General features: G+C 64.5%; 11 protein-coding genes. 6 read left to right on the top strand and 5 right to left on the bottom strand.

Features of this window, described 5'->3' with window-relative positions:
* Window positions 1–158 precede the first annotated feature (158 nt).
* From H292_RS0119045 to H292_RS0119030, 4 genes are all read left to right on the top strand, one after another.
* Window positions 159–1,016 carry a hypothetical protein gene (locus H292_RS0119045; RefSeq protein WP_019666942.1) on the top strand — a complete coding sequence of 286 codons (858 nt, stop codon included), beginning with the start codon at window positions 159–161 and terminating at the stop codon, window positions 1,014–1,016.
* Window positions 1,017–1,027: 11 nt separating this feature from the next.
* Window positions 1,028–1,801, top strand: a complete 774-nt coding sequence (locus tag H292_RS0119040; RefSeq protein WP_019666941.1) for a putative protein N(5)-glutamine methyltransferase — start codon at window positions 1,028–1,030, stop codon at window positions 1,799–1,801.
* Between the two features lie 91 nt (window positions 1,802–1,892).
* Window positions 1,893–4,226, top strand: a complete 2,334-nt coding sequence (gene lon, locus H292_RS0119035) for an endopeptidase La (protein ID WP_020112434.1) — start codon at window positions 1,893–1,895, stop codon at window positions 4,224–4,226.
* A 51-nt stretch (window positions 4,227–4,277) separates the two neighbouring features.
* A complete protein-coding gene (locus H292_RS0119030) occupies window positions 4,278–6,146 on the top strand; it encodes an ABC transporter ATP-binding protein (protein ID WP_020112433.1) in 1,869 nt (622 codons plus the stop codon).
* Here H292_RS0119030 and H292_RS0119025 read toward each other — a convergent pair whose 3' ends face one another.
* The 3 genes from H292_RS0119025 to H292_RS0119015 all read right to left on the bottom strand — a co-directional run bounded on the left by H292_RS0119025 (window position 6,147) and on the right by H292_RS0119015 (window position 10,946).
* Window positions 6,147–7,142 carry an iron-siderophore ABC transporter substrate-binding protein gene (locus H292_RS0119025; protein ID WP_020112432.1) on the bottom strand — a complete coding sequence of 332 codons (996 nt, stop codon included), beginning with the start codon at window positions 7,140–7,142 and terminating at the stop codon, window positions 6,147–6,149.
* A 124-nt stretch (window positions 7,143–7,266) separates the two neighbouring features.
* Window positions 7,267–8,481, bottom strand: coding sequence for a lipase family protein (locus H292_RS0119020; RefSeq protein WP_020112431.1), 1,215 nt, complete (start codon window positions 8,479–8,481; stop codon window positions 7,267–7,269).
* Window positions 8,482–8,651: 170 nt separating this feature from the next.
* Window positions 8,652–10,946 carry an ATP-dependent DNA ligase gene (locus H292_RS0119015; protein ID WP_020112430.1) on the bottom strand — a complete coding sequence of 765 codons (2,295 nt, stop codon included), beginning with the start codon at window positions 10,944–10,946 and terminating at the stop codon, window positions 8,652–8,654.
* Between the two features lie 49 nt (window positions 10,947–10,995).
* Here H292_RS0119015 and H292_RS0119010 point away from each other — a divergent pair, with 49 nt between their 5' ends.
* Complete coding sequence (locus H292_RS0119010; protein ID WP_026348109.1) at window positions 10,996–11,424, top strand: type II toxin-antitoxin system Rv0910 family toxin; 429 nt, start codon at window positions 10,996–10,998, stop codon at window positions 11,422–11,424.
* 11 nt (window positions 11,425–11,435) lie between these two features.
* Here the strand turns inward: H292_RS0119010 and H292_RS0119005 are convergent, their stop codons facing one another.
* Both H292_RS0119005 and H292_RS0119000 read right to left on the bottom strand, forming a co-directional pair.
* Window positions 11,436–11,870 carry a hypothetical protein gene (locus H292_RS0119005; RefSeq protein ID WP_019666934.1) on the bottom strand — a complete coding sequence of 145 codons (435 nt, stop codon included), beginning with the start codon at window positions 11,868–11,870 and terminating at the stop codon, window positions 11,436–11,438.
* Entirely contained in the window at window positions 11,863–12,243 is a 381-nt protein-coding gene (locus H292_RS0119000) for a hypothetical protein (RefSeq protein ID WP_019666933.1), read from the bottom strand. Before H292_RS0119000 ends, H292_RS0119005 begins: the two co-directional genes overlap by 8 nt.
* Window positions 12,244–12,504: 261 nt before the next feature.
* Here H292_RS0119000 and H292_RS0118995 point away from each other — a divergent pair, with 261 nt between their 5' ends.
* On the top strand, window positions 12,505–13,029 hold the full coding sequence (locus H292_RS0118995; protein ID WP_026348108.1) for an MSMEG_0572/Sll0783 family nitrogen starvation response protein: 525 nt from the start codon (window positions 12,505–12,507) through the stop codon (window positions 13,027–13,029).
* The last annotated feature ends 1 nt before the right edge of the window (window position 13,030 follow it).

The raw sequence follows: 13,030 nt of genomic DNA, 5'->3' as shown, positions 1-13,030 counted from the left end.
GGTCTCGCCTACGACAAGCTCTGGGGCCGTGGGTACGGATTCATGGAGAACCCGATCCTGCGAAGTAGGTCGATGCACTCGGGCCGTTCTCGGAACTCGATTCCGGTTGGGTTGTCGCAGTGCTCGCTGCTGAGGAGCCGGTGTGAGACGCTGGGTGCATGGTGAGCGTGGGGGCGTGGTCGCTGGCGGACAAGGCGTCGAGACTGGGGTGGAAGACGGTCGGAAGACGTGTCGACCTCGACGGCGACCAGTCGTGGTTGCGGGGGCCGGTATCGGGTCCGGGCGTCGTTCGGGACAGGTGGCTGCAGCAGGAGGCGGAGCGCATCGGTGGGCGCGTCGTACCCGGTTCCTCGTCGGACGGTTTGCTGCACAGCTTCGATGCGCTGGCCGGTCCGGAGTTCGACCCGAGCGCGATCGACCCTCGCATTCGCGAATTCTACGAGCACACTGCTCGGTGGCGCATGGATGCGTGGACGCAGTGGACGACGGGTTTCGGGCTACCCGGCGCGGCCATCGAAGCGTTGTACGGCAAACGCGTGCAGCAGCTTGCTCTTCCGGTGCAGCCTCTGGCGGTGGCACACGGTGTGGACAGTGAGGTCACGGAGATCGTCGACGCCGACGGCCGGCATGCCGGCTCTGCCTGGTTGCGAACTCTGCGGAAGACCGGCGACTACATGTACAGCGGTTACTACCGCGCTTCGACGCTTCCCTCGGCGTCGGGTCCGAGCGTCCATGTGACTTTCCCGTTGGAGGACGGCAACGTCCAGGTTTTCCTGAAACCGACAGTGGGCGAAGGAGGTTCGCTCGTTCTGACGTCCCCGTCGGGTAGGTTCGGGCAGGACGGCGCCTACACGGTCGTGTTGGACAAAGGTGCCTGGTACGCGGCCAGAGCGCCGATCCACGAGGTCTTCCATGTCTACGTCGACGACGAGGGGGTGCTGCGGACCGATCATGTGCTGAAACTGTGGAACGTGACCGCTGTCCGGCTGCACTACCGCCTCACGCCCCTCGGCTGATCTCGAGTCCGATGTCCGCGCCTTCCTTCGACGAGATCGTCCGGGTGTTGCGCGCCGCGGGCTGCGTGTTCGCGGAAATCGAGGCTCGGCTCCTCGTGGAGGCGTTCGGCGGAAGCGCTCTGAAAAAGGCTGTCGCACAGCGAGTCGACGGCACTCCACTGGAACAACTTCTCGGGTGGGCGGAGTTCGCTGGTCTGCGGATATCGGTCGCGCCCGGAGTGTTCGTCCCCCGTCGCAGAACCGAACTCCTCGTGCACGCCGCGGTCGACGCGGAGCCCGGGGTTGTGCTCGACATCTGTTGCGGATCCGGGGCAGTCGCCGTTGCGATCGCACACGAGCGGCCCGGGGTGGCGCTGCATGCCTCCGACATCGCACCCGCTGCAGTCCGCTGTGCGCGTCGGAATCTGGAGCCCGTCGGAGGTCATGTCTATCGAAGTGACATGTACAGCGCTCTGCCGCACAGTCTTCGGAGAACCGTCGACGTCGTGGTCGCCAATGCCCCGTACGTTCCGACCGGGGCGATCGGTTCCATGCCGTCCGAGGCGAGGGACCATGAGCCGAGAGACGCTCTCGACGGAGGTGTCGACGGCCTCGACCTCCAGCGCCGAGTGGTCGAGGGGGCGGGGGAGTGGCTTGCTCCTGCGGGCCGCATCGTGGTCGAAACCAGCGTTCGGCAAGCGCAGGGCACCGCGGCGCTCGTCGCGGCGTCGGGTTTCGAAGCGGAGATCGTCAGATCCGAGGAACTGGACGGGACGGCAGTCGTCGGGCGTAGTCGCGGACGCTGATTCTGCCCACGGAGAACACGCTCACCACGGGGAACACCCGGAGCACACGTGAAGTTGAGTCCACATAGCTCAACCGACCGGAGGTGCTGTAATGCCCGAACCCATCCGCCTACCTGTTCTCTTTCTGACCGACCCCGTCGTTCTGCCCGGGATGGTCGTCCCCGTCGAACTCGACGAGTCCGCGCGCGCTGCCGTGGACGCAGCACAGGCTTCCAACGACGGAACCTTGCTCGTTGCTCCTCGGCTCGAGGACCGATACGCCGCGTACGGCGTGGTTGCGTCCATCGTGCAGATGGGACGGCTCGCGACCGGGGAGGCTGCCGCAGTCCTCAAGGCCGAGCGCCGCGCTCACATCGGTCACGGTGTCAGCGGGCCCGGTGCTGCCCTGTGGGTCGAGGCCGAAATCGTCGACGAATCCGCCGTCGACGGTAGTGGTGGAACTGCCGAGAGCACCCGAACGCTGGCCACCGAGTACAAGCAGCTCGTCGTCGCGATGTTGCAGCGCCGCGACGCGTGGCAGGTCATCGACTCCGTCAACAAGCTCACCGATCCCGGCGCGATCGCCGACACCGCGGGGTACGCGTCGTACCTGACCGATGTGCAGAAGAGGCAGCTGCTCGAGACCCCATCCGTGCACGATCGTCTGACACTGCTGATCGAGTGGACCCGGTCCCATCTCGCGGAGGTCGAGGTCAACGACAAGATCTCCAACGACGTGCGCGACGGTATGGAGAAGACCCAGAAAGAGTTTCTGCTGCGGCAGCAGCTCGCCGCGATCCGCAAGGAGCTCGGCGAGGACGAACCAGGCGGCGCCGACGACTACCGCGGCCGCGTCGAATCGGCAGATCTCCCGGATGCGGTGCGCGAGACCGCACTTCGTGAGGTCGGAAAGCTCGAGCGGGCGAGTGATCAGAGTCCCGAGTCCGGGTGGATCAGGACGTGGCTCGATACCGTCCTGGACCTGCCGTGGTCGGTCACCACGACCGACACGACCGACATCGATTCGGCACGAGCGATTCTCGATGCGGACCACCATGGTCTGGACGACGTGAAGGATCGTATCGTCGAGTATCTCGCCGTGCGGGCGCGTCGAGCAGAGCGCGGCATGGGCCTCGTCGGTGGACGCGGATCGGGTGCGGTCATGGTGCTCGCGGGGCCGCCCGGAGTCGGTAAGACGTCGCTGGGCGAATCCGTGGCGCGTGCGTTGGGCCGCAGGTTCGTTCGTGTCGCACTCGGTGGCGTTCGCGACGAAGCGGAGATTCGCGGACACCGGCGTACCTACGTGGGTGCGTTGCCCGGGCGAATCGTCCGCGCCATCGGTGAGGCGGGTTCGATGAACCCCGTGGTGCTGCTCGACGAGATCGACAAGGTCGGTTCCGACTACCGCGGCGATCCCAGTGCCGCTCTGCTCGAGGTTCTCGATCCGGCGCAGAATCACACTTTTCGGGATCACTACCTGGACCTCGATCTCGACCTCTCCGACGTCGTGTTCCTGGCGACAGCCAATGTGGTCGAACAGATTCCGGGACCTCTGCTCGATCGCATGGAGCTCGTCACCATCGACGGGTACACCGAGGACGACAAGGTCGTGATCGCGCGGAACTATCTGCTGCCGCGTCAGTTGGAACGTTCTGCGCTCACGTCCGACGAAGTCGACGTCACCGACGATGCGTTGCGAAAGATCGCCGCCGACTACACCCGTGAACCAGGTGTGCGTCAGTTCGAGCGTCTGCTCGCCAAGGCTCTGCGGAAGTCGGCGACGGCACTGGCAGGGGGAAAGGCGACGGTGCGTATCGACGAGGCGGGACTCGTCGACTACCTCGGCCGACCGCGTTTCACTCCCGACGTTCACGAGAGAACCGAAGTGCCCGGTGTGGCAACCGGTCTCGCCGTGACAGGACTCGGAGGCGACGTGCTGTTCATCGAGGCGTCCTCGACGGAGGGCAAGCCCGGACTTGCGCTGACGGGTCAGCTGGGTGACGTCATGAAGGAGTCGGCGCAGATAGCCCTGTCCTACGTGCGATCTCACGCGGCACGATTCGGCATCGATCCGCAGGTGTTGGACCGCAGCATCCACGTCCACGTACCGGCAGGTGCCGTACCCAAGGACGGTCCGTCGGCAGGCGTCACGATGGTCACGGCACTGGTGTCGATGGCGACGGGACGGCCGGTGCGGTCGGATGTGGGAATGACCGGCGAGGTCACGCTGAACGGTCGGGTCCTGCCGATCGGCGGAGTCAAGCAGAAGTTGCTGGCCGCGCAACGGGCAGGTCTGAAGACCGTTTTCGTTCCCGCGAGGAACGAACCGGATCTGGACGACGTGCCGGCCGAGGTGCTCGCCGCCCTCGACGTACGTCCGATGACCGACGTCGCGGACATCGTGGATCTCGCCCTGGAGGAGGCTGCTGTGTCCGCAGTGGCGTGATGTGGCGCGTTCCTTGACCTCTACCTACATCGAGGTTCTAGCGTTGCCGGTATGAGCATGGAAGTCACGGCCTGGAATCAGCTGTATCGGACGATGCATGCGTCCGAGCAGAGCACGCAGTTCTCGTCGGTCACGGCTCGGCGGATCCTGAGGTTCGCCGAGCCGCACCGCAACAAACTGATCGGGTTCGTCGTTCTGAGCGTCGTGCTCGCAGTTCTGGCGGTCGCGACGCCGGTACTGGCGGGACGCGTCGTCAATGCCATCGTCGACGGCGACTCGTTCGATGTCGTGCTGTGGCTGTCGGTGGCGATCGCACTGATCGCCGTCGTCGACGCGGCGTTCGGTTTGGTGAACCGGTGGCTGTCGTCGAGCTTGGGTGAGGCGTTGATTCTGGATCTGCGCACCGCGGTGTTCGACCACGTTCAGCGGATGCCGATCGCGTTCTTCACCCGGACGCGCACCGGTGCTCTCGTGAGCCGGTTGAACAACGACGTGATCGGTGCGCAACGCGCCTTCAGCGACACGCTCTCTGGCGTCGTGAGCAACCTCGTCACGCTGATCCTGACGCTCGTCGTGATGATCGGGATTTCCTGGCAGATCACGTTGCTCGCGTTGATCATCCTTCCGGTCTTCGTGATACCGGCCAGCCGGATGGGCAGGCGACTCGCGAGGCTGCAACGTGAAGCAGCCGAACACGATTCCGCGATGAGTACGCAGATGACGGAGCGGTTCTCCGCGCCGGGTGCGACTCTGGTCAAGCTGTTCGGCCAACCGGACTTCGAGTCGCGCGAGTTCGCGGTTCGCGCAGCTCGGGTCCGGGACATCGGCGTTCGGAGCGCCATGGTGCAGACGGTGTTCGTGACTGCGCTGACGTTGGTGTCGGCCCTCGCGCTCGCCGTCGTCTACGGTCTCGGTGGTTTCTACGCGCTGAAGGGACAGTTGGATCCGGGTTCGGTTGTGTCGCTGTCTCTTCTGTTGACCCGGTTGTATTCACCGCTGACGGAGCTGGCCAGCGCACGCGTCGAAGTGATGAGCGCTCTCGTCAGCTTCGAGCGTGTCTTCGAAGTCCTCGACCTCGTACCGCTCATCGAGGACAGTCCCGACGCCGTGGACGTCCCCGACGGGCCTGCTGCCGTCGAACTACGCGACGTCAGGTTCGCCTACCCGTCGGCGGACAAAGTGTCGCTTGCCTCGTTGGAGGAAGTGGCGACGCTGGATTCTCGTGGCGGCGACGAAGTGCTGCACGGCATCTCGTTCGTCGCCGAACCTGGGCAGATGATTGCCCTGGTCGGTACATCGGGCGCGGGCAAGTCCACCGTCGCGCAGCTCATCGCTCGGTTGTACGACGTCGACAGTGGATCCATCCTGCTGGGCGGCAAGGACGTCCGTGATCTGAAAGCGGATTCGATCAGAGGTGCCGTCGGGATGGTGACGCAGGACGGACATCTCTTCCACGACACGATCAGGTCCAACGTTGTGCTGCCGCGGCCGTCGGCCACCGACGACGAAGTCTGGGACGCGTTGCGTCGGGCACGGCTCGAAGATCTGGTGAAATCTCTGCCCGACGGGCTGGACACCGTCGTCGGAGAGCGCGGTTATCGGTTGTCCGGAGGTGAGCGGCAGAGACTGACCATCGCTCGGCTGCTGATTGCTCGGCCACGGATCGTGATTCTCGACGAGGCGACGGCGTCGCTGGATTCGACGTCGGAGTCAGCGGTCCAGGCTGCGCTGTCCGAGGCGCTCGCGGGCAGAACCTCGGTTGTGATCGCGCACCGACTGTCGACGATTCGGGCCGCCGACGCCATCCTGGTGGTGGAGGCAGGTTCGATTGTCGAGCGGGGAACACACGAAGAGCTCCTCGCAGCGGGTGGCCGCTACGAGGAGCTCCATCGAACTCAATTCGCTACCAGTGGATCGTGATCACCCTGCAGGAGCGGGCACGACCGTCGCCGGGTCGTTGTCCGCAGCGGCGGCGAGCATCGGGGTGAAGCCGTCGATCGCGTAGTCGAGCGAGAGCGGGCTCGAGTATCCGAGAGCGGACGGAAGGTCCTGATCGAACGAACCGATGTAGGCGGTGCGGTCCTCGGCGACGGCGGGCAGCTGCGCGAACAGTGGGTTGGCGGTGAGCTCTTCTCGGCTCTTGCCGGCGACGACGATCACGTCGGAGTTCAGCTGGGTGAGTCCCTCCAGGCTGACGGTCTCGGTCTTCTCCGGAACCTGGAAGCCGAGGTCGGTGAAGAACAGCGCACGGATGTCGTCGGAACCGAGGATCATGTAGCTGCCGTCGTCCATGAGGAACGTGAGTGCGAGCGTCTTGGCGGCGAACTGCGGGTTCTCGTCCTGCGCCGTCTGGAACTTCTGTTCGAGTTCGGCGGTCTTGTCCGCGGTTTCCTGCTCCTTGCCGAGGGCCTTTCCGATGACCTCGAACTCCTGCTGCCAGGTGGCAGCGGGTACGTCCTCGTACCCGCCGATGTCGGCGATCGTCGGAGCCATCTCGGACAGCTGGTCGTACTGGCCCTTCTCGATGAAGGAGTACGGCCCGAGGATCAGATCCGGACCGGCCGCCGCGATCTGCTCGAGGTTGAGGTCGGTGCTGCCGACCTCGGGGATCTCGGTGCCACCGAGTGCGTCCTGTGCCCAGGGACGCTGGCGGTAGTCGTAGCTCAGGTTGCCGCGGGTAGCAACGGGCTTCACGCCGAGCGCGAGAACGAAGTCCTGCTCGTTGAACCCGATCGTCACGACGTTGGACGGTTCGCTCTCGATGGTCGTCTGGCCGAACGCGTGGTCGATGGTGACCGGAAACGCCCCGGATTCGCCGCCCGACTCGGACGACGACGAACTGTCGTCCGAAGAGCACCCTGCGGCCAGGGCGATGGCGGCCGCACCTGCGGCTAGCTTGAGAACACTGGAACGCACGGAAAACTCCTCGCATCGACAACGTTGTGCGAGGTAAGGCTAACAAAATCGGATGGTCGTCCCGCAAGCTCCACTCCCGGGCCTCGAACCGATCGAACGTTCAAGGCCCGGGGTCGGCCGGCCGTCAGCAGTTGCTGGGAGCGGGCACGCCGTTGAAGCGTGCGTCGATCCATTCCAGCGCCTGAGGCAATCCGAGAACTGCAGCGGTGAGGTGATCATTGCTGGGAACGAGCACTTCGGTGACCGGAACGCCTGCGGCGCAGTAGCGGCCGACCGTGTTGCTGATGGCCGAGACAGGGATGAGCGCATCCGTCGGGCTGTGCCACTCGAAGTACGGGGCCTTGGGGACACCGGGGTAGAGCTCGACGCTGTTCTCGTTGACTGCGGCAACCATCTCGGGGCTGTCGATCAAGTCGATGGAGTTGGCCACCTGCATCGCGCTCTTGCCAGCACCGACGGCGATGATGTCGTTGGTGCACGCATTCTGCAGCTGCGCTGCCATCTGCTGACCGAGCGGGTTGAGCTGCTCGCTGATCGGGATGCGCGTCGGGTACTCACGCTCGAGACCCAGAGCCGCCGCGAATGCGAGTCCGAAGACCGGGTGCGGGTTGAATCCGAGGTCGCGTGCCATGCGCTCGAGGTTCATCGGTGCGCCGCCCGCTGCGCTTCCGACGATGTTCAGCTCGGGTGCGTAGTCGTTCTGCAATGCAGCAGCCCACGCGGTGGCCATGCCGCCGCCCGAGTAACCGGCGAGTGCAACCGGGCTCTGCTGAACCTGCAGCGGATCGAAACGCTGGGTCGCCCGAATGCTGTCGAGGACGATCTGCCCGCCCATCTTGGCCGCGCCGTACGCGCTGTTCGGTCCCAGATGGTCCGCCATGTTGATGGTCCAGCCACGCTGCAATGCGACGTTCAGTGCAGGAGCCTCACGGATCATCAGGTTGGGGTCCTGCGTCCACAAGGCCTGCGACGGCGCGCACTGCAGACCGAGTGCGTTGATGATGTGCTGGTAGGACAGCAACGGCCCGTTCGGAACCTTGTTCCGCGGTGAGAACACCGTCGTCACCGCCGCGATGGGATCGCCGGCAGAGTTGGTCGAGCGGAACCGGATCTGCCACACGTCGGTGTCGAGGAAACCGGCGGGAGGCGGCATGGGCCGACTGGAGATGATGTCACCTGGATTCTTGGCCTCCAGGTCCGGCACAGGCGCATAGAAGACGTCGGAGATCGGCGTCGGTTCCAGAGGATTGGCCGCTGCGGTGCCCGTCGATATCACCGCGGAACAGGCGATCGCCACTGCCGTGATACTGGCAGCCCCGACCAGTTTGAGTGCGCGCATGACGTTGGGTTCCCTCCCGAAAGCTCTGATTACTCGAGCGAATGTTGCTGTCCTTCTACCCCACCGAATGCGATATAGGGAAAAGCAGTCCGCTCGTTACGCCGCCCCCCGGCAGCGATCACCGAAGACTCCGAGATTTTATGGCACGCGGCTACAAACTGACCAGTCGGCTAGGGATCGTTCTCGAGAACCACGTCAGTCGGCTGTTTGTCGTCACGAACGCCACGCCAACTCGGGTGCCTGAGGTGCATGGAGTCCGTCCATTCGTAGAACCGAACCTCGCCGACGAGCGACGGTGTGACCCATACCGCATCTTTTCGGTCGGCGGTCGGTAGCCGTTCCTCGAACGGCGACTCGTCCGACTCCAGAGGCGAGAGCAGCGCGGCCAGAGTGTCGAGTGCAGAGTCGGTGAACCCCGTTCCCACCCGGCCCAGATACCTCAGTCCGTTCGGGCCGGGAATGCCGACGAGCAGAGAACCCAGACCACCGCCGCGCCTACCTTTCCCGCGTCGCCACCCGCCGACGACGACTTCTTGTGTTCGCCAGTTCTTCGTCTTGATCCAGGTGTGCGCGCGTCGACCTGGCTGGTACACGGAGTCGACACGCTTGGCGACGACGCCCTCCCAGCCACGCTCGACGCTGGTGGCCAGAGCTTCTTCTGCCGTGCCCGTGAGCGCCTCGGGCACCAGGACCGACTCCAGGCCGGTCGTGAGGAGTTCGAGCAGCTTGCGCCGGTCCGAGTATTTCTTCTTCACCAGCGATGTGCCGTCGAGGTGCAGTAGATCGAACGCGATGAACTTCACGTCGGTACCGGAACTCGATTGCAGCAGTTCGAAACTCGTCGATCCGTCGGCAGCGAACACCACGGCCTCGCCGTCGAGGACGGCCTCGTGGTCGGCAAGATCCGCGGCCAGCGCCGAGAAGGCGCGGAACCGCTCGGTCAGATCCTTGCCGGTCCGAGACTCCAGTTTCATCTCCCCGTGGGACATCCGCGCGACGACCCTGAAGCCGTCCCACTTGCCCTCGAACGCCCATTCGCCGTCGGGCAGGTCGGTCACGTCGCCTGCCGTCGCCAACATCGGCTGAACGCTCTTCGGTAGCTCGGGTGCATCCTTTTCTTTCATCAGGTGCATGAGCCACTGGTTTCCCTTGGTGCGGATCAACGCGAAACGGCCCTGTGCCCGAGTGCCTTTCAGAACGACGATGACCTCGTCGTCACGCCACTTCTCGAGTTCGTAGGTGCCCGAATCCCAGATGGTCACCTCGCCGCCCCCGTACTCGCCCTTGGGGATGGTGCCCTCGAAGCGTGCGTACTCCAGTGGGTGATCCTCGGTGTGCACCGCGAGGCGGTTCTGAGCCGGGTCGTCGGGAATGTTCTTGGGCACGGCCCACGAGACCAGGACACCGTCGTGCTCGAGGCGAAAGTCGTAGTGCAGGCGCCTCGCATGGTGTTCCTGGATGACGAACGTGTCGTCGTGTTCGTGTTCGTGTTCGTGTCCAGGGGTAGTGCCGCGAGGTTCGGCGGCGTCGGGCACGGGTTCGGGCGTCTTCGACGCGCTGCGCATGCTGCGGTACTTGGTGAGCTTGTCCGGCTCGCGGACCTCCAACGGCGGATCGAGGTCGGCAAGCAGATCGCCGTCGTCGTGGTACCTGCGCAGGACCTCCTCGAACCGAAGCTGGTGCAGACCAGGTGATTCGAGCTCGTCCCAGGAGCGCGGTGCGGCGACGGTCGGCTCAGATCTGCCGCGCAGCGAGTACGGCGCGACGGTCGTCTTCTTGCCGTTGTTCTGCGACCAGTCGACGAACACCCGTCCGGTTCGCTTGGCCTTGGCCATCGTCGCCGTGATGCGGTCCGGTGAGCGCTCCTCCAGCAACGTCGCCACACGCTTGGCGACGGTCGACGCCCCCGATGTCGTGAGCGGCTTCTCCAGCGGCACGTACAGGTGGATGCCTTTGCTCCCGCTCGTGACCGGGAACGCCGTGAACCCGATCTCGGCGATCAGATCGCGGATCTCGCAGGCCACCTCGGCGCAACGGGCCAGGTCGACGTCGTCCCCCGGATCCAGATCGAACACCATGCGCGTCGCCGGTCCGGGCTGACTGCCGTCGAACCGCCACTGCGGGACATGGGCCTCGATGGCAGCTTGCTGCCCGAGCCACGCCAAGTCCGCCGTGGTGGAGAACAACGGATACGTCACCACCCGATCGGAATGCTGCATGTCCCGGCGATCCAGCCATTCCGGCGCCGACGACGCGAGATTCTTCTCGAAGAACGACGACTGCTCCACACCGTTCGGCCACCGCTTCCGAGTCACGGCCCGACCGGCCAGATGAGGAAGCATCGCAGGCGCAATCGTCGTGTAGTACTCGATGACCTGACTCTTGGTGGTGCCCGTCTCCGGGAACAACACTTTGTCCAGGTTGGTCACCGAGACCTTCCGACCTGCGATGTCGAGCGTCGCCATGATCGCCACCATAGTTTGGCCGTCGCCGACGTGGGACATGATGGAAGGTATGGCGACGATCAGTGTGACCGTGCAGATGCCCGAGAACCCGCAGGGCGCGTGGGACAAGGCGTCGGCCCTGGACAGGTTCGACGAGTGGATGACCATCCACGGTGGATGGTGCAGCCCGCCGCCGAAAACGCTGTCCAAGGGCACCGAAGTCGAATCCCTCGTGAAGGTCAAAGGCTTCAAGAACACGATCCGATGGACGTTCACCGAGTACAAGGAACCCGAGCTCATCGAAATGTCCGGCAGCGGAAAAGGCGGCGTCAGGATTTCCCTGACGATCCACGTCCGCGAAAGCCCCGGCGGTTCCGAACTGACCCTCGACGCGGAATTCGGCGGCGGCGTCCTCTTCGGTCCCGTCGGAAAAGTCGTCGCCAGAGCACTCGACTCGGATGTGAAGAAATCCGTCGCCAACCTCGCGGCGCTGAAGTAGAGGACTCCGGTTTACTGCGGAGTGCGCGGCTGCCGGGTGCGACGCAGCCACCATAGTCCGGCGATGGGAAGTACGACGGGGATGAAGACGTATCCCTGGCCGAAGTGAGACCAGACCGTTGCGTCGGGGAAGTCGTCGGGCTGGATGTAGCTGAGGGCGCCGATCGCGAGGACGCCGACCAGTTCGATGATGCACGAGACCGTCACCACCTTGCGTGATGCCTCGGTGGCACGAGCGAGCCCGACCGTCGCGACGATGTAGACCACTGCAGCGACGGCCGACAGGATGTACGCGAACGGTGCGACGTCGAACCGCGTCGTCAGCTGCACGATCGATCGGGACGTTGCAGCCACAGCGAACACCGCGTAGACGGCGATCAGGAATCGGCCGAATCCGGTGCGTGTCGCCTGCTGCAGGTTGTCCCGGGGTGACGAGGTATCAGGCATATCCGGCCCATATCTGGCTGAGGCGCAACACCATGGCTGCGAGGGTGACGACGGCGACGAGCAGCACTGCTGTACCGCCGCGTGAGCGATCGCCGAGCGACCACCAGGTGCCGATCGGCAACAGCAGCAGGAGCCCCACGAGGTACGAGCCGAACGTGAGGCGATGTATCTCGCGGTCGCTGGTGAACATCATGGCGAATCCGATGACTGCTTGAGCGAGCACGACGGCCTCGGTCGCGGCGATCGTCCAGAACAGCGCCCGGTTGGATCGGTACTTCAGGAGTACCGGGCTCCCCATGACGAGTTTGACCAGAACCCACACGCCGACGATCAGGGACATCACGTACAGCAAGCCTGTGACGGCGCCGATCATCGTTTCCTCGTTCGAACTAGGCAGTGGTGCGGGTGGTCAGTAGAACTCAAGAGTATCGGTCCGCGCACGTGCCTCGATGTGAGCCCTTCGAAACAGTGCGTTATTCCGCGCGTGACCATTCGGAAATGGATGGGGCTTGTACTTGTCTCATGGCCGAAGAGCATCTCCGGCTTCGATTCTTCTCTCCACCGGTGGCCAACGATTGCCCACTCGGTTCTCAGTCACCCGCTGATCGACAACCTCTCATCCCAGGAGCACTACGTGTCCGATATCGACAACGCCATCGCCGAGAACATCGCCAAGTCCCTCTCGGAGATCCCGCACCCCTCGCTCCCCAAGGGCAGCAACATCTACGGTTCCACCAAGATCTTCCCCGACTACAAGGCCGAGAACGGCGAGAGCTACTTCACGCTCGTGCACGGTATCGCCCACGAATCATCCGTCAGTTTCGTTGCCGTGCTGCAGGCAACGCGGGCACTGCGCAAGGGCTTCGAGTCGGCCATGTACTTCTACGGTCCCGGCGCTATCAATTGCCTTGCCACGCGCGGCTTCCCGACGACCGGCGACTCAGGGTTCCCGGGCGAGCAGAACATCAACGACTCGCTCGCGACGTTCATCGCCGAGGGCGGCACCGTGTTCTGCTGTCGCTTCGGCCTCGCGCTGCACGGTGGCCGCGAGGAAGACCTGATCGAGGGCGTCATCCCGGCGCATCCCCTCGACGTCCAGGACGCCCTCATTCACTACGCACGCAAGGGCGCCATCATCAACTCGACCTACATGGTCTAGG

Origin of the sequence: Rhodococcus sp. 114MFTsu3.1 (genome assembly GCF_000383555.1) — a bacterium.
Taxonomy (GTDB): Bacteria; Actinomycetota; Actinomycetes; order Mycobacteriales; family Mycobacteriaceae; genus Rhodococcoides; species Rhodococcoides fascians_E.
This window is presented reverse-complemented; position numbering and strand designations above follow the sequence as displayed.

Coding starts and splice junctions, on each gene's coding strand:
- H292_RS0119030 (WP_020112433.1), top strand. CDS start 4,278: ATGAGCATGGAAGTCACGGCCTGGAATCAGCTGTATCGGACGATGCAT.
- lon (WP_020112434.1), top strand. CDS start 1,893: ATGCCCGAACCCATCCGCCTACCTGTTCTCTTTCTGACCGACCCCGTC.
- H292_RS0119040 (WP_019666941.1), top strand. CDS start 1,028: ATGTCCGCGCCTTCCTTCGACGAGATCGTCCGGGTGTTGCGCGCCGCG.
- H292_RS0119010 (WP_026348109.1), top strand. CDS start 10,996: ATGGCGACGATCAGTGTGACCGTGCAGATGCCCGAGAACCCGCAGGGC.
- H292_RS0119020 (WP_020112431.1), bottom strand. CDS start 8,481: ATGCGCGCACTCAAACTGGTCGGGGCTGCCAGTATCACGGCAGTGGCG.
- H292_RS0119005 (WP_019666934.1), bottom strand. CDS start 11,870: ATGCCTGATACCTCGTCACCCCGGGACAACCTGCAGCAGGCGACACGC.
- H292_RS0119045 (WP_019666942.1), top strand. CDS start 159: ATGGTGAGCGTGGGGGCGTGGTCGCTGGCGGACAAGGCGTCGAGACTG.
- H292_RS0119000 (WP_019666933.1), bottom strand. CDS start 12,243: ATGATCGGCGCCGTCACAGGCTTGCTGTACGTGATGTCCCTGATCGTC.
- H292_RS0119015 (WP_020112430.1), bottom strand. CDS start 10,946: ATGGCGACGCTCGACATCGCAGGTCGGAAGGTCTCGGTGACCAACCTG.